This is a genomic window from Paenibacillus sp. OK076 (assembly GCF_900110055.1).
Lineage (GTDB): Bacteria > Bacillota > Bacilli > Paenibacillales > Paenibacillaceae > Paenibacillus.
Genome location: NZ_FOCH01000001.1, coordinates 186,804 through 207,373 on the forward strand (window position 1 = coordinate 186,804; position 20,570 = coordinate 207,373).

Below are 20,570 nucleotides of genomic sequence, written 5' to 3' on the forward strand. Positions count from 1 at the left end.
GGAAATTAAATTATCTTCCAGTTATTCGCCTGCTCCACTGTTAGTGGTTGATGTCTGCGAATATAATCCTCCACCAGTGCCGCCATATCCGTGGCGCCTTCGTGAAGTACCTTTTTGCCTGGATACATCGCATAATCACCGCCACCTGCCGCGCGATAACTGTTCATCACTACAGAATACGTCGCGTCCATCGCAACAGGTATGCCCTCACGCTCCAGCTTCACCACACGACTTCCCACAGGTTTGGAGATATCCAGCTCATATTCGACGCCTGCCCACATGTCATAATTATAATGCTGTGGTTTCGGCTGCATGTAAGCAGGATTAACGACTACTTCGCCTGAAGCCTCCACTTCAAAGTAACGCGCCGTTTGCTCTAATGCATCCCGAATGTCCTGACCACGAAGCTCCAGCACTGTCAGTGTATTGGGATAGATAAAGTTGGACAACACATCCCGAACGGTAATGAGGGAACCGAACCCACGCGCTTCTTCGCTGAGTAATGCGGTATTGGAGATTTGAGCTCCCGTTGCTTCCATCTGCACCTGATGTACAAAAGCAATGAAGGGATGCGCCGCGAGCCGCAATGCGGCAGGATCGGTGATGGATAAGTCTCCGGCCACCTCGCCAATCGGCTGGTCCAGCCATGCCTGTGCTTTTGCTTCCAACTCATCCGTCAGTTTCATAACAGTCGCATCGGGCTCTGCGTCATTATTTTCATCCAAGAGCAACAAGCGAGCCTGTTTGCCTGCAATCTGCCACCTTCCATTCGATAACCGCTCCAACTGGACGGATACATGACCTGCCCCGTTCCCACTAAATCCAGGCTGGATTACGGTCACTCCATGAATGTCAGCGGTAAGCTGACGATGTTGATGCCCGGTGAGCAGAACATCAATCCCATCAATGTCACGGCAGATGGCGTGCGCCTGATTCTCCCCGGTTAACCGCTCGGCAGGTTCGCCCGTATCCAGATCGCTCTCAAAGCCACCATGATAACTGACCACGAGCACATCCGGCTGTTCATGTTCACGAATATAGCCAACCCACGCACGAATAGTCTCCATAGCATCAAGGAACTGTAAACCTTCTATATTTTTCGGATGCTCCCAATTCGGAATATAGTGCGTCGTTGCACCCAGCAAAGCAATTTTAACGCCTGAAGACAAGGTTTTAATCAGATAGGGAGGACCGAAGGCGGGTATGCCTGCTCCAGTAGGTGCAATGGCCCGTGTTTCTTTTTCAGGATTTCCTTCATATGAATGGATCACGACCGTGTCGTCCTGATAAGTTCTATACGTCGGATGATCGTCGGCGCTGTGTTGTTCAATTAAACTTTCGTAGTCTTCCCTGTGACGATTCATAACAATATTTGCGGATAGCCAAGGAAAATGGGAATCTTCAACGGCTTTACGCAGCAAGTCCTGGCCGTAATTGAATTCATGATTGCCCATCACGGCTGCATCATAGCCCAGTTCGTTCAGAACATTAATGAAGGGATGCACTTCGTGATTCGAAACAAAGGAAGCAGCATACGAGGCCAAGGGAGAGCCCTGCAGCAGATCGCCGTTATCCACGAGCAGCAGTTCGGGTGAACGCTCCCGTTCACGCCGAATCAGCGAAGCGAGCAAAGCAAGTCCGGCTGGACGATAAGCATTGGTGTTGTAATGTATGGGGCGAATGGCTCCATGAAGGTCACTGGTTACCATGATGTCGACGTTTGCCGTAGTTGGTATGGATGTCATTTTACAATCTCCTCTAAATATATAAGTTTAAACATATCTAATCACAGGTCATTCTAGCGGCAGAGTACAAGGAAATTCACCATTTCTATTTGTATTATCAACCGTAATGAGGCTATTCTAACAGATCAAAGCCGCTCTGACAGCCTGACAGGAAACTTTACAAAACTCCAAATTTCGTTTCACATCGCGCAAATATTTGACGACTATAGTAGACAAGTAATGAAAAATAGAAACTCTTTGGAGGGTGTTCGCTTGAAGAAGTCTGCTTTATTTTTACCATTGTTGATTTTGGTTCTGTTTCTAAGTGCTTGTGGGTCTAACAGTAGTACAACAGGTTCGGCTAACGGAGCTGATACGAGCTCGAATTCATCCAGTACTGACACGGCAGAGACAGACAAAGCCGCTGAAGGTTATGTGCCGACTGAGCTGACTGTACAATTCGTTCCATCACAAAATGCAGATACACTCGAAGCCAAAGCAAAACCGCTCGAGAAGCTGCTGGGTGACAAATTGGGTATCCCGGTGAAGGTCAGCGTATCCACAGACTACAACACAATTATTGAAGCAATGGCTTCCAATAAAGTGGACGTAGGTTTCCTGCCTCCGACGGCTTATGTACTTGCCAAAGAAAAAGGCGCAGCTGAAGTTATTCTTCAGGCACAACGTTTTGGTGTAAATGATGAGACTGGCGCTCCAACCGAGCAACTGGCAGATTCGTATAAATCCATGATTATTGTGAAAAAAGACTCGCCGATCCAATCCGTTGAGGATCTGAAAGGCAAAAAAATCGCTTACCAAAACGTAACTTCTTCTGCAGGTTATGTATGGCCGGCAGCCCTGTTGCTCGACAGAGGCATTGATCCTTTGAAAGATGTACAACCAATCACAGTTAAAGGCCATGACCAAGGCGTACTGGCAGTACTGAACGGCGACGTTGATGCTGCAGCGATTTTCCAAGATGCTCGTAACACGGTAGCGAAAGATTACCCGACTGTATTTGAAGATACTCGTGTACTGGCGTTCACTGAGCCTATTCCTAACGATACGATCGCAGTACGTACTGACATGAATGCAGATTGGACAGCGAAGATCAAACAAGCATTCATCGACATCGGTAAAGATCCACAAGGTCACGAAATTATCAAAGAAATCTACACACACGAAGGTTATGTAGAGTCGGATGACAGCAAGTTTGATATCGTTCGTGAGTACGGCGAGAAAGTAAAAACCGAGTAGTTTTCTGTCAAAAGAAAGAACGTTAATGATCGCAATGCATTGATTAAATTTTCATTGGATAACTTCATTGGTACAGCGGGCAGGCCAGTTCAGCGTGACATACGCTGCGCTGGCTTGTCCCATTAGAGCGTGACCTTGCGAAATACCATATTAATGAAAGAAGGATTACTGCCATGATTGAGCTTCACAACGTAACGAAAACATACGCTAACGGCACCAAGGGCCTGAATAATATTAATCTGAAATTTAAACAAGGAGAGTTCATTGCCGTCGTTGGTTTGTCTGGTGCGGGAAAATCGACGCTTCTGCGTTCCATTAACCGACTTCATGATATCAGTGAAGGTGAGATTTTGATTAATGGCAAGTCGATCACCAAAGCTCATGGCAAGTCACTGCGCATGATCCGCCGGGATATCGGCATGATCTTTCAGAGCTTCAATCTCGTGAAACGTTCCAGTGTGCTTCGTAACGTGCTTGCTGGACGCGTGGGATATCATTCCACGATGCGTACCATTCTGGGTCGTTTTCCCAAAGAAGATACAGAACTCGCATTTGGAGCACTGGAACGGGTAAATATCGCAGAAAAAGCCTATTCCCGTGCAGATCAGTTGTCCGGTGGGCAGCAGCAACGGGTGGCCATAGCCCGAGTGCTTGCACAGGAAGCTAAAATCATTCTGGCAGACGAGCCTGTCGCTTCACTCGATCCACTCACAACGAAACAGGTAATGGATGATCTGAAACGCATTAACCAGGATCTCGGTATTACAACGATCGTTAACCTTCACTTTATTGATCTAGCCAGAGAGTATGCGACCCGTATTGTTGGATTGCGTGCCGGCGAAGTCGTGTTTGATGGTCCGGTATCCGAAGCAACGGATGAGCGTTTTGCAGAAATTTATGGCAGACCTATTCTGGCAGACGAGCTGCTGGATAAACAGGCTGTACAGGAACAGCGGGGAGAAGTTCTGGTATGAAGCAACCCGTAAACGTATCGATAGATGGATCATTGCAGAATGAATCAGGCAAAGGAAAGCGTCCTGGCACAGGCTCAGGTTCGGCAGTCCATCGTCCCAAACCACCAGGGCGTACCAAACATCTGCTCACGCTAGTCATCATTCTGCTGCTTTTGTGGGCAAGTGCGAGACAGACGGACGCCAGCTTCAGTGAGCTGTTTGAAGGTTTGCCGAACATGATGGATCTGCTGCGTGAGATGTTCCCGCCGCGGTGGAGCTACTTTGACAACATCGTTCAGGGCATGCTGGAGACGATCCGTATGGCTCTGATCGGTACAACGATTGGTGCGATCATCGCAATTCCGGTCTCGATCATCTGTGCAGGCAACTTAATGCCTAGCCGTTGGATCTACTATCCGGCTCGCTTCGTACTGAACCTGATCCGTACCGTGCCTGACCTGCTGCTGGCGGCGCTGTTCGTTGCAGTGTTTGGATTGGGACCGATTCCCGGTATATTGGCACTCGCCGTATTCTCGGTGGGACTGATTGCCAAGCTGACCTACGAAACGTTGGAAACGATTGATCAGGGACCGCTTGAAGCGATGACGGCTGTCGGCATGAACCGGATTCAACTGATTGTTTATGGTGTGGTGCCACAACTGGCTGCCCAGTTTACTTCCTATGTACTGTATGCCTTTGAGATTAATGTACGTGCCGCTGCCATACTCGGATTGGTTGGTGCAGGGGGCATCGGATTGTATTATGAAGCAACACTTGGATTCCTGGAATATGACAAAACGAGTGTGATCATTCTGTTTACCCTTGTCATTGTTCTGATCATTGATTATGTAAGTACTAAGCTGCGGGAGAAATTGTTATGATGAAAAATGAAACTAGCGTAATCCGGCGTAAACCACGGAAGAACCCGCTTCGCTGGGTTATTGTAATCTTGCTTATTCTTGTGTACGCATGGGCACTTGCCGGTGTACCGTTTACCGGTTTGAAGGAAACCGCTGGTCAGATCATGAAGGCAATTATCGCTGGGGTTTTCTCCCCGGATTGGGACTTTGTTTATCTGCCTGAGGGTGAAGATTTGCTGCGAGGATTGCTGGATACGCTGGCGATCTCCATACTGGGTACCGTCATATCCGCTGTACTGTGTATCCCGTTTGCATTCTGGTCTGCCCGGAATATGAGCAGCTTCCGTCCTGTATCGAGTACGGGCAAAATGGTGCTCAGCTTTATCCGTACGTTCCCTGAGATTATTATGGCTTTGCTGTTCATCAAGGCGGTGGGCCCGGGTTCTTTCGCGGGTGTACTCGCCCTTGGACTGCATTCCATCGGGATGCTTGGTAAACTGTTTGCTGACGAAGTGGAAAATATTGATTATGGTCCTTCTGAAGCGTTGCTCGCTTCCGGAGCGACTCGCATGCAGCAGCTGTGGTTTGCTGTACTGCCACAGGTTTTGCCTGGATTCCTTAACTACACGTTGTATCGGTTCGAGATTAATGTGCGTTCCGCAACCATTCTGGGAGTTATCGGGGCAGGGGGGATCGGTACACCGCTAATCTTTGCACTCAGTACTCGGAACTGGCCGCGAGTAGGCATTATCCTGCTGGGGATTATCGTGATGATCACGATCATTGATTTGATCTCGGGATACATTCGCAAGAAGCTGGTATAGAGAAGTAAAGGTAAAGTTTGCTTGCTAATCAAGGAATAAAATAAAGAACATGATGGATATGTTTCACTCCGTTGGTGTTCTATCGGAAGAGCAGCCCATGCAATAGCAGGTGCTGCTTTTTGCATTATATAGGAAGTTAATATCAGCAAAATATTGAGTCTATATGAAATTACTGTTTTAGAAGTAGACTCATCTTATGATACTGTATAGTTATAAATTTAGTAATGGAGGTAAATTGTGAGAAAAAACAATAACGTATTATGGGTCTCTATATCTATACTTATTTTAATAGTCGGCATGTCTCTCACTGGTTGTTCAAAAATGCAAACAAGAATTAATCTCATGGGAGAGAGTGAAAATTGGAGAGGCGAGCTAGATACGACTGTAACAAATGAAAGAGAAGAAAATGGAGCCTATACTATATTTTATAAAAAAGATAATTTAGAAGATATTAAAGATTATAAAATTAGCATCAATGAAGGAAGTATAATTAGAAAGGAAAGCGATTTAACTTCGAAATCGATAAATTTTCCTATAACGCGAACACGAGGTTCACAGGTTAGTAGGAATGAAGACCAAACTATTGTCATTGAGTGGACAGATATGAATGGTAACAACTTTGAAGAGAAATTTATCTTAAGAGAAAAATAACAGAAAAAAACAGAAAAAAACCGGAGCAAGATTGCCTGAAATCCTGGCGACTTGCTTCGGTTTTTCTATGCTTGGTTAAACGTTAGGCATTGCTTATTGAGACTTAGCTTGCTGCTGGCAGAGATACAGCGGATTTCGTTACTTGTACCGTAATCGTTTCCGTGCTTGTCACACCCGCTGCATTGATCAGCTCGGCGCGATACGTGTACGTTCCATTCGCGTGACCGGATACATCTGTCACAGCGCTTTGTGCATTAGGTGTTACTGCGTTCAGTGCTTTGGTATCGATCAATTGACCGTTCTCATAGAGACGGTATTCTGTTGCGTTTGTTCCCCACCACAGATTCATCGTCACTTTGTAGTTGCCGTCCCCATCCCAATTGTCCTGGGAGAGAACTGCTTTGCCAGGGGCAGCATTTGCTACTTTTACAGTGAGTGCTTCACTGCGAGTTGTGCCCTTGGAGTTCGTCAGCTCAGCCACATAAGTATACGTACCATTGGCTTTGCCACTAATCGTTGTTTGGGCCGATTGTGCTGCTGGGGTAGCGTCAGTCAGCTTTTGTGTATCAATCAGCACGCCATCTTCATACAGCTTATAGCTTGTGCCATTGTCACCCCACCAGAGGTTCATCGTCACAGTATAAGATCCTTCAGACAGGCCATTGCTATAACCATTGTTGGATGTAAGCGCCGGTTTGCCTGGTGCGCCAACAGCTGGCGTCGAAGGTCCTTCTTCGCCGCCTTCTTCAACTTTTACGAAATCGTTCAAACTTCTAGGCTTCAGTTGAAATACATCTTTGAAAATAGCGGCAACACCTGTCACGCTGATTTTATCGCCTGCTGCATAAGGGAAGGACGTTTGCGTTACACCTGTACGTGTATCCACACGTACATGCGTGCTTGTTCCGTCCGCTGCAACTGCATCGAATTCAAACGAACCTACCGGTGTTGCACTAATGATGTTCTGAACAGTTACATCTTTCAATTGAACGAGTTGACCTTGGTTTGCGGCCGTAACTGCTGGCACTTCAATGGCAGCAGGGATGGAGGCTGTACCCGTTTTCTCGATCGCTACGATATCCGTAAGCTCAAATTCACTGTTGTACAGCGCCGTTGCTGCTGTTACTTTAACCACATCTCCAGCGTGGAAGCCGCCAGTGCTTTGGAAAACATAAAGGCCGCCGGTGGTGTCTTGAAGATAGAAGGATTGTCCACCAAAAGCACCTGGCTCTGTAGTAACGACACCTTCAACCGTAACTGTTGAACCAGCTGCTTTGGTGCGAGCATCAGCAATGCTGATCGTTGCCGGGATTGGTCCTTCTTCTTCCGGAAGCTGCTCAGCCGGAACATTGCCGACGGTAACTGCAGTCGTGATCAGGTTGCTGCCGTTCAGACGCAGACGCAGGCTGGCAGCGCCCGTTGTACCTGATTTAATGCGGACATTCAAGTCCTTGATTGCGCGACCTTTGCTGTCGGAAGTTACGCTAAAGTTGGAGCTATATCCGTAAGAAGTCGGCCATGTACCACTTTCATTCTGAATCATGGCGACCTGTGTTCCGCCCGTCAGATAGATTCCTGCACTGTAACCGGAAACGGTTGTGTTAGCAGGCATGTTCTCTACAACCACACGGATCTGGAAATCCTCCGCATTAGGCAGGGTTTCCTGCTTCACGAAGCTGTAGGAAGCGTTCGCGCTTGAAGCTGGTCCACCATAAGAACCTGCTTTGAATGTGGAACGATCATACCATTTGTATCCTGCAGCTGGTGCGGCCCAAGGTTCAGCCTGTGGTTCTGTGGAAGCAGCAGGTTGTTCGAACGGAAGCAATGCTGTTGCATTATCCAGTTGAAGTCCGCTTACTTGAGTCAAGCTAGTGTAATTTTCTTGCGTAGTAAGCCAGTTAACGGTATTGACCAGCAATTTGCCGTCATCCACTTCTTTGAAGCCGTCATACGTTGTTTTGCGAGCACCGGTCTCTTCGCGCAGATACTTCGGTGAAGCATCTTCAACCGGAGAGGAATCCCCGATAAACGCTGCTTTACCTGCACCCAGCTTGGATACGGCTACGTAAGGACCTTCCTCAACTCCACCGCCGTTGTATACGCCTTGGTCAACAGCGTTCGGCCAAGCTGCATTCGTTTTCGGCAGGTATACAATACCTTTAGCCTTTGTTGGATCGGTGATCGCAAGTGTAGATCCTGCGTGCATGGCTACAGCAGATACACCTTCCGTAATGCCAAATGCCTGTCCAGCAGGCACAATGTTAGTGGCGTTAATATCGCCTAATGCGTTGTAACGGAAGCGTACGCCGAAATTATCGGACAACCAGTCGCTGCTAGTTACATTCTGCATAGCCTCAGAGTTACGCTCCTCTGTGCTCATGCCTTTGGCTGGATCTTCAAACGCGCCACGACGATAGCCGTTAATCGCTTCAGAACCATCCCAGCGGTTTTTGTTACGGTCAGCATTGTAGTGATCTCCAATAAAGAAGATGCTGCCGCCTTTTTCTACATACTCTTTCATGGCTGCCTGTTCTGTTGTTTTGAAGGGAACATTGGGTTCAGCGATGACAAACACGTTATATTCTTTCAGATCGTCGTAGGTAAAAGGAGTGGTCTTGCGCAGTTCCTTTACATAATATCCATCATTCGCGAGTGCGTTGCCGAAGTCAGAAAAGCCTCCGTCAATGACCCAGTCAGCTGCTCCGGCTGTCTGTGCATGAGTATTGTCGAACAGTACTTTCTTGCCTGCATTTCCGTTAACAACCTTCGCTTGAATGAACGGTGCAGGGTCTGTTGCCCATTCGGCCTGAACCGTTGCATCTCCGTTCCACAATCCGATCTGAAGCGGCAATGCCATGGACAATGCCAGGAGTGATTTTACCCATACTCCTCGCATACGTTTCAATTTACCCAACCAAATCCCTCCCAAATATTAGTTGAAACATGAGTTCGTCCATATTCTAACACACCAAAATCTCACATAGTCATAACAATTTGTAAAAACGAACTCGACTTTTGTAAAAATGAGTCCTTTGTCATGCTCCATCTATCAAATTTTGATACTTTCTAACATTAGATGTTGATTTCACGTCATTTCTGCTCATGAAAAAAGCCATCTCTTATGAGATGACTTTGGCCCGAATACGATTGACGGCATGGAATACCGAGGATTTGATCATGCCTTCACTGCGGTTGACGAGCTGTGCGGTTTCCTTGATGCTGTACCCGTGAATCACGCGTAATTCAAGAATTTTGCGATGTTCAGTATTGTTAATGACCGACACAAGGTCGTTAACACCTTCGGAAATCTCCAACTCGGAGGTATCAAAGTGATAGGTCTGCATCTCCAATCTACTGTCCCGCCTTAGTGTGCGGGTTCGCTTGCGGAATGTATCCATGGCGAGGTTACGGGCAATTCTTTTGAGGTAGTAGAGTAGCCGGTCTTCCCTAATGTCTGCCGATACATTCATCATTCGAATGAAGCACTCCTGCGTGAGATCCTCTGCATCCTGTTGATTTTTGACGATCTGAGATAGATACCGTGTCACTTCTGATTTATAGTTTACATAAGCATCATGAATGGTTGTTTTGTTCACGTGATGTTTTCCCCTTTGGATACCGATCTGGCCTTTTCCGGTCTGGTTTGTTCTCTATGTTCCATAGTATATAGGGATGATGTTTCCAAAGACGCCAGACTTGTATCCGAGTTGTAACATTTTCGGTGAACCTCTGTTCAATCATGGAGCAGAGATACAAAATATAAAGCAGATGAAATTCATAGAGCAGGGAGATTAAGATTCATCATGAGAGCGAAACAGATTTTGATTATTGAGGACGAAGAGTCCATTCGCGATATCCTGTCCTATTCTTTGCGCAAGGAAGGATTTGAGATGACCGAAGCAGCAACAGGCAGAGAGGGCCTGGATTTGCTCAGAGAGTCCAGACCAGACTTGATCCTGCTGGACCTGATGCTGCCGGATATGAGCGGATTCGATGTGTGCAGACAACTTTCTGTGAATTCAAAGATTCCCGTGATTATGATAACGGCAAAGTCCGATATGCTGGACAAGGTGCTCGGCATGGAGCTGGGGGCAGACGATTATATTACCAAGCCATTCGACATTCGTGAGGTAGTTGTTCGCATTCGGGCCATTTTCCGTAGGATTGATCTAATCAGCGAGACGCTGGAGAATCAGTCTTATGAAGTGGTGCGGCTTGGCAGACATATTGAGATCCGCAAGGATGAGCGTGAAGTCTGGAAAGATGGGGAACGCGCCGGACTGACCAATAAGGAGTATGATCTGCTCTTATATTTGGTCAACCATCACCGCAAAGTACATACGAGGTCCGAGTTGCTGGATAAAGTATGGGGATTTGATTTTCCCGGAGATACCCGGACGGTAGATATTCATATTCAGCGAATCCGCAAGAAGCTGGATAGTGGGGAGCAGGGGATTTCACTTATCGAGACGGTTTTCGGCGTAGGATACAAACTGAATATTCAGGTGCATACATGAAGTGGACGATCCAGTTCAAAATGGTCGTTCTTTTCTCGGTCATCGTATTTATTGGTTTTTCGGCCTTGCTCATTATTTCGAATAAAGTGGGTGAGGAGAACATGTACAGGGAAGTGCAGGAGGACATGGTGCAATCCAAAAAAAATCTGGATATCGCGCTCAATCAATACTTCCTGATTCATAACAAACGGATTAGTGAGGACTCCCTGGGAACAGGAAATCGGGACCTCGCAGAACAGATCGGCTCCGCAGTAGGCGGCAAGGTCAGGGTCTATCGGTCTGATGGCAATCCCTTTAGCAGCACGGGTGCGGAGGCGAAGCTGGCTGCTGCTCAAACCTCTGATCTACAGGCTGCCATGAAATCAAAGATCGCCTATACAACCGTGGTGGACAAAGGCAGAGTAACAGGGAATCTGTCTTTCCCTGTGCTGTCGGAGGGGAGTATCCTTGGCATTATCCAGCTGGAAAGGGATTATACGGATCTATTCAAACGGCATCTGCGCTTTCAGAACACCATCAAGGGCTTTGCAGCCGTCATTTTTGTGTTTGTTTTCATAGGATCAGTCTTTATTTCACGCCAGATTACGAAGCCGATTCGTGTGCTGACAAAACGTTCAGCAGAAGTTGCACAAGGCAGCCTGAATGCAGACATCCACATCTCCACGAAGGATGAGATTGGAGAGCTGGCTTCTAGCTTTACGGTCATGATTGCTCGGGTAAAGGAGCAGATTGACGTGATTGAGAGAGAACGGGATGAGGTCAAGCATTTGCAGGCACGCAACAAGGTTTTTTTTGACAATGTGACGCATGAATTAAAGACACCGCTGACCACGATACTGGGGTATGCCCAGATTTTGCGGGATAATGGATTTACGGATCAAGCGTTCTTCGATAAAGGGTTGAAATATATTATCAACGAGAGCCAACGCCTCAACGTCATGGTTGCGGATATCCTGGAAGTGACCGTATCGTCCACACCGATTCAGACCTTCCGTTTTGAGCGGGTAAATGTATCGAATATTATTCGGGAAGCCTGCGAAGACATGTCCATCAAGGCGGGCAAGTACAATATTGGCATTCGCTATGAACTGGAAGAATTGCTGTATGTCCAGGGGGACTGGAACAAGCTCAAGGAAGTTTTTTTGAATGTGCTGGATAACTCGGTCAAATACGGGAATGTGAATTCCATCATTCAGGTCCAATCGTTTCGGCTGGGAGATTCGGTAGCCATACTGATTCGTGATGAAGGAGAAGGCATTCCGGAGGAAGCGCTGAAGCATGTATTTGAACCCTTTTATCGGGATAACGGGATGAACAGGACAGAGAAGGGAAGCGCCGGGCTGGGCTTGTCAATTGTGAAAAACACGGTGGAGCAGCATGGGGGAACGGTGGAGATGAAGAGTGTATTAAACAAGGGAACACAGGTGAATATCAGTCTGCCTGGAGAATGGGACGTATGAAGAAACGAGGATTTTGGAGCAGACATCGCGATATGCTTATGTTATCCGGTTTGCTGATTGTATTTGTCGGAGGTATTTTTGGCATTGGTAGTCTGTTCAGCATTGGACATGGGAAGCCCAGAACCGTCATTCTGCCGGATAAACAGTTCAACAGCCGCCTCGCCCCGCCGCCAAGCAGCACCATTCAGATTGAGTCGGCTACCAAGCTGCCCAATGACTTTGCCATCTATGATTTTGAGGTAGCTGATTCCAACACAGTCATATTGAATCGACCGGATCGTTCCTATACCGGGATCAAGCTGTCACAGCTGCATATGGATGATAATCTCTTGAAGGACATCGCCACCAATACAGAGTATGGCATTACCCTGAGTCCGGATAAGAACAAGCTGATTTATTCACAGTACCGATCGACTCAGGCGCAGAAGACAACCTATGAATATGACTTGAAAACAGGAGAACATCGCAAGCTGAAGAATGACAACTCCTATTCACGCGTCTTTGTAGGCAATGAATCCTACATCGGATATGATGATCTGGTGTTCAACATGGTGGAGCTAAAGACAGGAAAGAAACATGAATTGTACAGTTATGATGAGTTAGCTGCCAAGGTTGCACAGACGAGCAACATTTCAAGTACGGATGATACCCTGATTATGCTGGATTTATATGAGATCAGCCGGGATCTATCACGGGTGTATGTGCTGGTCAAACTGAAAGAAAATTACGCCGTCTATAGCTTCTCTCTTAACGATAAAAATGATATCACCGCATACACTCCTGCCCAGGATATCCAGCAATTTAAGGTATTGAAGAATGGGGATATGCTGATTCAGGGCATGATCAATGACGAACAAGGATTGTACAGATATCGAGCGGATACCAAGAAGTTTGAGCTGCTGGTCAAAGGTCCCATCTGGAGCTTCGATCTGGATGAGGAGGAGTCCCGCATTGCCTATTTTTTGACGCTCGAAGGACAGAAGAACGAAGTGCACATTGCCTATCTGAATGACCGCAAGCTGGGGTCGGATACAGTTATCTATCGGAATATCAATTATTTTATCAAGTTGAAATGGAATGACAGCAATCTTTTTGTTGTCGGAAGCTCCATGGAAAAAAGCGAGTTATATCGGTTTAGCTTCCGTGCTTGGTAAAGATGTGAATATGGAATGCTCAGATACTAGGGTCCTATGGAATGAAGTCGCTATGTTAAGGACTGAACCCATAGGGCTCTTTGTTATGCGGGCATTTTCATAAATCCCCAGATCTCCATTTGATTCAATTTGGTTGAAGACTGATTTTACAAATTGGATACAAGTCCAGATTGGACCGATACATCTGATGGCTATAATTACCTCTATTACATCGATGAGAGAGGAAGCCGGATTCATGCTGCGAGTTGAACAGGTATCACACACGTTCCGCAATGCACAAGGGACTGTTCCCGTATTGCAGGACATTAACATATCCGTGGGTAAGGGTAAGATGGTTGCACTGCTGGGAAGCTCCGGTTCAGGAAAGTCGACGTTATTGCATCTGATGGCAGGTCTGATGAAGCCCGACACAGGCCAGATCCTTATTGCAGATCAGGATATTGTACGTATGAGTGAGAACCGACTGGCGGAATTTCGCCGGACACATATTGGCTTTATTTTTCAGGCGTATGAGCTGCTGGCGAACCTGACCATTCGGGAAAATGTGGAGCTGCCGCTCGTATTTCAGGGCACTCGCCCATCACAGCGTAAGCAAAAGGCGATGCACCTGCTGGAACAGGTTGGCCTTGTCGACAAGTCCGAATTATTCCCTTCCCAGCTATCGGGAGGGCAGCAGCAGCGTGTCAGCATTGCGCGTTCACTGATTACGGAGCCGTCCGTCATATTCGCGGACGAGCCTACCGGGAATCTGGATACACGAACGGAGGAAGAGATTATTTCCATTTTGCAACAGCTGAATCGGGAGATGCATACAACATTCGTTATTGTCACGCATGAGGCTGAAGTGGCGGAGCAGATGCAGGTTGTCATTACATTGCAGGACGGATGCTTGGTGGAAAGTGGCCCGTCCAAGGCAATAGAGCAAGGAGAGCGGTTGTGAGAGTTCTGGATGTGTTGCGAATGTCATGGGGACAGATTGTGCGCAGGAAGGTGGTTACTCTACTGTGCATGATTGGTCTGTCCATCGGCTGTGCGGCCATGATTATTGCATTAAGCGTGGGGCAGTCGGTACAGGTCTATGGTGAGAAAACGTTAAACGAGAATTACAAAATGGATGAGATTACGGTGTCTCCCAATGAGGGAATCGGTTCGGGCGGAAGCAATGGGCAGACGCCCACCTTCGAACGAGGAGCGCTAACGGCTCGAAAAATCGATATTATTGCCAGCCTTCCGCATGTTGTCGCCGTTGCTCCGATGCTGAAGCTGGATATGCTGGAGATGTCTACATTGGATGGCAAAAGCTCCAATGTGGAAGTCATCGGTACAGAGCTTGGATCATTGAGTCGTTTTGGCTACCGTTTTGACAAAGGCGGGGCATCGGGGATCAGCGGAGCCGCTATTGTGAATTACGGTGCAACCTTCGGGCTTGTAGACGCCGAGGTGATACGCGAACTGAACAACAAGCTCATGGAGGATTCGTTTAATGACGAGTTTCTACAGCAGTATATGACGTTGATGTCTACCCAAACCGAGCTGTTTCAGGCACAGTTTAACCTGAAATATCAGGACATGAATGATTCGTCCAAAGCCAAAACAAGTTCGCCTTTGCGAGTGACGGGTGTACTGAAGGTGCCTGCCGGCATGAGTGAGAACAATGCCATGTATGACAAAAAGGTCTATGTTTCCCTCGAAACCGCACGGATGCTCGCCGAACAGTTCCAGAGCAGTCAGGCACAGGCCGCCGCAGCAGGACGGTTGAACTCGGCGCTCGTGAAGGTGGAGGACAAAAAGTATGTGGCACAGGTGCAGGCGCAGATTAAGAAGCTGACACTGATGACAGACAGCAATCTGTATCAGGAGCAGGCGATGAAGGAGCAGCTCGGCATGTATCAGAAGGCTGCTATGGGCATTGGCATATTCGTCATGCTGCTGGCTTCGCTGTCCATTATCGTTGCAATGATCATGTCCACGCATCAGCGCCGCAAACAAATTGGCGTCATGAAGGTGCTGGGAGCTAATCTGTGGCAGATCAGACAGATGTTCATTACTGAAGCTGCTGTACTTGGAGTGTTGGGCGGCATTGTGGGTGTCTTCATCGCTTACGGAGCCATCCAGGGGGTCAATGGACTGCTCCAAGGGCAAATTTCGATGGAGGCAAGTACACCTCTTCAAGTAATTATTCAGACGTCGGCCCTGCCTGCTGGTATAGCGTTTGCGGTGTTAACCGGAGTACTCTCGGGAATCTATCCAGCGATTAGCGCCTCACGTACGAATGCGTTGCAGGTGATTAAATCGGCATAAATAAAACAGAGATACAGGGGAAGCAAAGTTTAGGGATTGAACAGACAGAATCAACAGACAGATTCAATGAAGGGACATACGGCAATGAAGAACTCGGCAATAAGCAAATGGATAAAGAGAATCATCATGATCGGACTTCTCGCAGGCGCTGGATACTTTCTGTACCAGCAATATAAACCGGTACCCGAAGCGCCCATCGAGGCCCCGCAGCCTATTACATTTGAAGTCACACAGGAGACGATTACGCAGGAAATTCAGGTCAAAGGCAAGTCGGCCTATGCCAAACAGACGGATGTCTACGCTCCTTTTGCCTCGAAAATAAAGCAGTGGAATGTGGAGAACGGGGAGCCCATTCACAAGGGAGCCGTCATGTTCTCGCTTGATTCGAAAGCATTGCAGACGGAAGTGCAGCAGTTGGAGACCGATATTGAGAAATCGAGGCTGGAAGCTCAACTGAATGAGATTGGTCTTACTCAGGGTGAAGGTCCCGAGCAATTGGGGGTTACCGAGGAAGAACGGAAGAAAGCCTTCGCCGAGCGGGAAACCAAACGACTGACCAACGAAATGAACAAGGAATCCATCGCTGTAAAGGAGCAGGAGGTTCAGGCCAAGAAAGCGGTGATTGGTTTATCGACCGTGTACGCCCCGGTATCCGGTGTATTTCTGATGAACGATACGGAGACGAAGACACGGATGGTGGGCGAAGGTCAGTATGTGGGTACCATTGTGGACACGGGCAAACTACAATTTGTGGCGACCATTAGCGAGCAGGAGCTATTCAAAATCCAAACAGGCATGCCTGTAAGCGTACATATGACGGGCAATAAGGAGGTTCCGTTAACCGGAAAGGTCAGCAAAATCGCCAGGTTTGCCAAAAAGGGAACGGAAACAGATCTGAAGCAGCCTTCCCAATTCGATATTGTCATTGATTTGAAGCCAAACGCCAAGCTGATCGGTGGATTAAGTCTGGAAGGCAAGATTGAAACGCTGCGCAAGGAGAAAGCGACGGTCGTTCCCACGCTGGCGGTCATGCGAGATCAGGATACGGCATATGTAATGCTGGATCAGGGCAACGGGCAGTATGCACAGCAGAGTATTCAAACAGGCATCGAGACAGATGACAAGACCGAAGTACTGAACGGTTTGAAACCGGGAGATATTGTGGTGCTTCCATAAAAAGAGAGCATGAGAATATGCCATGTGAAATAGCTCATTACGGGGGATCAGCCCGTGATGGGCCTTTTTTCTGGCTTGGGGAGGGACATATCGGAATTCCTGCATGATTTATGGAATTAAATATAATAAATTTTAATAAATTCAATTTACAGTAATATTTACATGGAGTATAATCGATTCATAAGGAGGTGGACACGCGATGTGAGGTTTGTATCGAGGGTAAGCCTTTTTTTAAAACCTCATAAGTAAGCGCTTACTTTATTAAAGTCTGAGCAATGCCTTGAAAGCCGTTCACCGAAGATCACCCGCACATACCTACAGATGTTACCCCCTTGCTTTGTCACTTAACCTCAGTGTAAGACACCATCATTTCTGTTTCTTGTTTCACACCTTATTGTTGTTGACCTAGCTTGTCCCAATTGAACTACATTCATGGAGGTGAAGTTCCTACAGCTCATCTATACGTTCTCTACCGTGCATAGCATCTTGCCGACACAGAGGATCAGACATGAGTATATACCCAATCCAATTACATGAAAGGTGGTACCCTAATGACAAGATCGAAAACCTTATCGAAAGGCGGAAAGGTGCTTCGCAGAAGTGTAAAACAAATGCTGGCAGCAACGCTGCTAGCGGCAGGGATTTTCCCGGGCATGGCTCCAGGAGTAACTCAGGCGGCTGAAGCCCATGTGGATAATCCGTTTGTCGGAGCTACATCGTATTTAAACCAGGATTATTCCGCTCTCGTAGATACGTCCATCGCTCTCACCAGTGATGCAGCGCTAAAAGCCAAGATGGAAACGGTCAAATCCTATCCAACAGCAGTCTGGATCGACCGTATTGCCGCCATTAATGGTGGAACAGACAATGCCGGACGCAAAAGTGTGGAGCAGCATCTGGATGCCGCCTTGGCGCAAAAGAAGGCAGGTACTCCCATTACCGCTTCATTCGTTATTTACAACTTGCCTGGGCGGGATTGTCATGCACTGGCCTCCAATGGTGAACTTCCACTAACACAGGCGGCCCTGCAGACGTATAAAACGGATTATATTGATGTGATCGCAGATATCTTCGCAGATCCGAAGTATCAAGATATTCGCATTATTGCAGTCATTGAACCGGACAGTCTGCCTAACCTTGTGACCAACCTGAGTACACCAGCTTGTGGCCAAGCCAGTTCAACAGGTATCTATGAGGCGGGTGTGAAGTATGCACTGGACAAGCTGCACGCCATTCCGAATGTGTACAACTATCTGGATATCGGCCACTCCGGCTGGCTTGGGTGGGATAACAACCGTTCTGCAGCAGTCGCGCTGTATACAAGTGTTGTGCAAGGGACAGCTGCAGGTCTGAACAGTGCGGATGGCTTCATTACGAATACAGCGAACACGACACCGCTGGGAGAGCCGAACCTGTCCAACCCGGATCTCAATATCGGTGGACAACCGATTAAATCCGCCAAGTTCTATGAGTGGAATCCTTATTTTGACGAAACCGATTTCACCGCTGCGCTGTATGCCGATTTCGTACAAGCTGGCTGGCCAAGCAGCACAGGTTTCCTGATTGATACCAGCCGGAATGGTTGGGGCGGGGTTAACCGTCCTGCATCGGCTACGGGCAGCAACATCAACGATTATGTGAATTCCGGACGTGTAGATCGCCGGGAGCATCGGGGGAACTGGTGTAATGCCAGTGGAGCAGGCATAGGTGAAGCACCGAAGGCAGCACCAGGACCAGCCCATCTGGATGCATATGTGTGGGTCAAACCTCCAGGGGAGTCTGATGGCTCCAGCTCGGAAATTCCGAACAACGAAGGCAAGGGCTTTGACCGGATGTGTGATCCTACGTTTACAACTCGTGATGGTGTGTTGACGGGTGCGCTGCCTAACGCTCCGGTGTCTGGCCACTGGTTCCATGATCAATTCGTCATGCTGGTGCAAAATGCATTCCCTGTTCTTCCGGCCAGCAATAATGGAGGTGGCGAAACGACGGCTCCAGCGGCTCCGGCAGCATTGACTGCGACAGCAGGCAATGCACAGGTATCACTGAGCTGGACGGCTTCCGCAGGAGCGACGAGCTATAACGTGAAGCGGGCGCTGAGTGCTTCTGGTCCATTCACAACCGTTGCTGCCAATGTGAGCGGCACATCGTATGCCAATACAGGCTTGACCAACGGGACAACCTACTATTATGTGGTTAGCGCCGTGAATGCCGTGGGTGAAAGTGCAAACTCGACTGTAAAAAGTGCTGTGCCGGTTGCAGGCGCGACTGCTCCTGCCGCACCAACAGCGCTGACAGCTACGGCAGGCAATGCTCAAATCAGCTTGTCCTGGGCGGCTTCGGCAGGAGCGACAGGTTATAACGTGAAACGAGCGTTGAGTGCATCGGGTCCCTTCACTACGGTTGCTGCTGGCGTGAGCGGCACATCCTACACGAATACAGGTCTGACCAATGGAACGACCTATCATTATGTGGTTAGTGCCGTGAACGCTGCCGGGGAAAGTGCCAATTCTGCGGCAGCTTCTGCAACACCGCAAAGTGTAGTTGTTCCGACCAGTGATCTGGTTCTGCAATATCGTGCGGGAGATACCAATGCTCTGGATAGCCAGATCAAACCGTATTTCAACATCAAAAACCTGGGCAGCACCGCTGTGAATCTGAGTGACTTGAAGATCCGGTATTACTTCTCCAAAGAAGGCTCTGCTGCAATGGATTCTGCTATCGATTACGCTCAAGTTGGTGGAGCCAACATCCAGCGCACATTCACCGACTCCTATGTGGAACTGAGTTTCACATCTGGCGCTGGCAGCATTCAGGCTGGTGGACAGACTGGAGACATCCAGCTTCGGATGTACAAAACAGACTGGTCCAACTTTGACGAGAGTAATGATTACTCCTTCGATCCAACCAAAACATCCTATCAGGATTGGAACAAGGTGACCCTTTACAAAGGCGATACTCTGGTCTGGGGCATTGAGCCTTAAAAGGAATGTTATACAGTTGGTTCGGTTGTGAAAAATGAAGTTCGCTGATGGAAGTGTTTAAGAGCCGCTTGAAGATCCGAAATTAGGGATGCGTAAGCGGACGTATGAAGCAGGGCTGTCCTCTGATCATGGAAATGATCTGTGGCGACAGCCCTTTTTCTTTTATAACGAACAGAGCGAAGGCTATATAGGTGATTTGGTTAAGTTGGAAATTCTAACGAATTCTAGACACGCTATTTAGTGAATTTGGGTGGAGTTTGACTCGCATAGCCCCGTTTTGGTCCGAATAAGGTTACTGAGGTTCGTTAGAATTCATCGTTGGAGTTTTACGCCCCAATAGGGTGTGTGAGATTCGTTCCAAAAGAATTGGCGGTGAGCCTGAATCAGCCTTGAGACTGAATTGTTCGTTGGTTTGATTTCCTAAAATGTCTTCTAAAAACACTGAATATTGATCGTTTTGGACGGATATTTGCCTATGTCGCGGCAGGTAGGATGTCTATAATAATACCCGATGGGTAGCATGAAGCTGCTCTGATGGAGATGGAATGGAAGGGGGACGGAGTCAAGAAATTCAGTTGAGGCGGGAGATCTTTCTTTTATATTTTTGTAAGCGCATTCAGTGAAATTTGAAGAATATGAACGTCTGTATAGATTGACGGATGTCGCCACGATCCAAGCACAGCCATAAGCATCACCCATTCTGTCTCAA

15 protein-coding genes are annotated in these 20,570 nt (G+C 47.8%); 12 read left to right on the top strand and 3 right to left on the bottom strand.

Annotation, left to right across the window (positions count from 1 at the left end):
- Window positions 1-5: 5 nt before the first annotated feature.
- Window positions 6-1,745, bottom strand: a complete 1,740-nt coding sequence (locus BMY78_RS00815; RefSeq protein ID WP_090893739.1) for a bifunctional metallophosphatase/5'-nucleotidase — start codon at window positions 1,743-1,745, stop codon at window positions 6-8.
- Window positions 1,746-1,997: 252 nt separating this feature from the next.
- Between BMY78_RS00815 and BMY78_RS00820 the strand changes: the two genes are divergently transcribed.
- The 5 genes from BMY78_RS00820 (at window position 1,998) to BMY78_RS00840 (ending at window position 6,269) form a co-directional block, all read left to right on the top strand.
- Entirely contained in the window at window positions 1,998-2,981 is a 984-nt protein-coding gene (locus tag BMY78_RS00820) for a phosphate/phosphite/phosphonate ABC transporter substrate-binding protein (protein ID WP_090893741.1), read from the top strand.
- A 173-nt stretch (window positions 2,982-3,154) separates the two neighbouring features.
- The gene (gene phnC / locus BMY78_RS00825; protein WP_024628881.1) at window positions 3,155-3,955 is read left to right on the top strand and encodes a phosphonate ABC transporter ATP-binding protein; all 801 of its coding nucleotides are present in this window, start codon (window positions 3,155-3,157) and stop codon (window positions 3,953-3,955) included.
- Window positions 3,952-4,815: a phosphonate ABC transporter, permease protein PhnE gene (gene phnE / locus BMY78_RS00830; protein ID WP_256221909.1), complete on the top strand. Its 864-nt coding sequence runs from the start codon at window positions 3,952-3,954 to the stop codon at window positions 4,813-4,815. Before phnC ends, phnE (BMY78_RS00830) begins: the two co-directional genes overlap by 4 nt.
- Window positions 4,812-5,618: a phosphonate ABC transporter, permease protein PhnE gene (phnE, locus tag BMY78_RS00835; RefSeq protein WP_090893743.1), complete on the top strand. Its 807-nt coding sequence runs from the start codon at window positions 4,812-4,814 to the stop codon at window positions 5,616-5,618. Before phnE (BMY78_RS00830) ends, phnE (BMY78_RS00835) begins: the two co-directional genes overlap by 4 nt.
- Window positions 5,619-5,855: 237 nt before the next feature.
- Window positions 5,856-6,269: a hypothetical protein gene (locus tag BMY78_RS00840; protein WP_090893745.1), complete on the top strand. Its 414-nt coding sequence runs from the start codon at window positions 5,856-5,858 to the stop codon at window positions 6,267-6,269.
- A gap of 103 nt (window positions 6,270-6,372) precedes the next feature.
- Here the strand turns inward: BMY78_RS00840 and BMY78_RS00845 are convergent, their stop codons facing one another.
- Together BMY78_RS00845 and BMY78_RS00850 are read right to left on the bottom strand one after the other, a co-directional pair.
- Window positions 6,373-9,183: a chitinase N-terminal domain-containing protein gene (locus BMY78_RS00845; RefSeq protein WP_371129111.1), complete on the bottom strand. Its 2,811-nt coding sequence runs from the start codon at window positions 9,181-9,183 to the stop codon at window positions 6,373-6,375.
- Window positions 9,184-9,388: 205 nt separating this feature from the next.
- Window positions 9,389-9,865, bottom strand: a complete 477-nt coding sequence (locus BMY78_RS00850) for an RNA polymerase sigma factor (RefSeq protein ID WP_177185620.1) — start codon at window positions 9,863-9,865, stop codon at window positions 9,389-9,391.
- 207 nt (window positions 9,866-10,072) lie between these two features.
- Between BMY78_RS00850 and BMY78_RS00855 the strand changes: the two genes are divergently transcribed.
- The 7 genes from BMY78_RS00855 (at window position 10,073) to BMY78_RS00885 (ending at window position 19,861) form a co-directional block, all read left to right on the top strand.
- Window positions 10,073-10,786 (top strand): response regulator transcription factor, encoded by a 714-nt coding sequence (locus BMY78_RS00855; protein WP_090893749.1) that lies wholly within the window; start codon window positions 10,073-10,075, stop codon window positions 10,784-10,786.
- A complete protein-coding gene (locus BMY78_RS00860) occupies window positions 10,783-12,246 on the top strand; it encodes a sensor histidine kinase (RefSeq protein ID WP_090893751.1) in 1,464 nt (487 codons plus the stop codon). Before BMY78_RS00855 ends, BMY78_RS00860 begins: the two co-directional genes overlap by 4 nt.
- Window positions 12,243-13,400, top strand: a complete 1,158-nt coding sequence (locus tag BMY78_RS00865; protein WP_090893753.1) for a hypothetical protein — start codon at window positions 12,243-12,245, stop codon at window positions 13,398-13,400. The genes BMY78_RS00860 and BMY78_RS00865 overlap by 4 nt, the downstream gene beginning before the upstream one ends.
- Window positions 13,401-13,635: 235 nt before the next feature.
- The gene (locus tag BMY78_RS00870; RefSeq protein ID WP_090893755.1) at window positions 13,636-14,340 is read left to right on the top strand and encodes an ABC transporter ATP-binding protein; all 705 of its coding nucleotides are present in this window, start codon (window positions 13,636-13,638) and stop codon (window positions 14,338-14,340) included.
- Window positions 14,337-15,701: an ABC transporter permease gene (locus tag BMY78_RS00875; RefSeq protein WP_090893757.1), complete on the top strand. Its 1,365-nt coding sequence runs from the start codon at window positions 14,337-14,339 to the stop codon at window positions 15,699-15,701. The genes BMY78_RS00870 and BMY78_RS00875 overlap by 4 nt, the downstream gene beginning before the upstream one ends.
- Window positions 15,702-15,827: 126 nt before the next feature.
- Window positions 15,828-16,877, top strand: a complete 1,050-nt coding sequence (locus BMY78_RS00880) for an efflux RND transporter periplasmic adaptor subunit (protein ID WP_177185621.1) — start codon at window positions 15,828-15,830, stop codon at window positions 16,875-16,877.
- A gap of 551 nt (window positions 16,878-17,428) precedes the next feature.
- The gene (locus BMY78_RS00885) at window positions 17,429-19,861 is read left to right on the top strand and encodes a glycoside hydrolase family 6 protein (protein ID WP_090893761.1); all 2,433 of its coding nucleotides are present in this window, start codon (window positions 17,429-17,431) and stop codon (window positions 19,859-19,861) included.
- Window positions 19,862-20,570 lie beyond the last annotated feature (709 nt).

Coding starts and splice junctions, on each gene's coding strand:
- BMY78_RS00870 (WP_090893755.1), top strand. CDS start 13,636: ATGCTGCGAGTTGAACAGGTATCACACACGTTCCGCAATGCACAAGGG.
- BMY78_RS00815 (WP_090893739.1), bottom strand. CDS start 1,745: ATGACATCCATACCAACTACGGCAAACGTCGACATCATGGTAACCAGT.
- phnC (WP_024628881.1), top strand. CDS start 3,155: ATGATTGAGCTTCACAACGTAACGAAAACATACGCTAACGGCACCAAG.
- phnE (WP_256221909.1), top strand. CDS start 3,952: ATGAAGCAACCCGTAAACGTATCGATAGATGGATCATTGCAGAATGAA.
- BMY78_RS00885 (WP_090893761.1), top strand. CDS start 17,429: ATGACAAGATCGAAAACCTTATCGAAAGGCGGAAAGGTGCTTCGCAGA.
- BMY78_RS00880 (WP_177185621.1), top strand. CDS start 15,828: ATGATCGGACTTCTCGCAGGCGCTGGATACTTTCTGTACCAGCAATAT.
- phnE (WP_090893743.1), top strand. CDS start 4,812: ATGATGAAAAATGAAACTAGCGTAATCCGGCGTAAACCACGGAAGAAC.
- BMY78_RS00860 (WP_090893751.1), top strand. CDS start 10,783: ATGAAGTGGACGATCCAGTTCAAAATGGTCGTTCTTTTCTCGGTCATC.
- BMY78_RS00855 (WP_090893749.1), top strand. CDS start 10,073: ATGAGAGCGAAACAGATTTTGATTATTGAGGACGAAGAGTCCATTCGC.
- BMY78_RS00865 (WP_090893753.1), top strand. CDS start 12,243: ATGAAGAAACGAGGATTTTGGAGCAGACATCGCGATATGCTTATGTTA.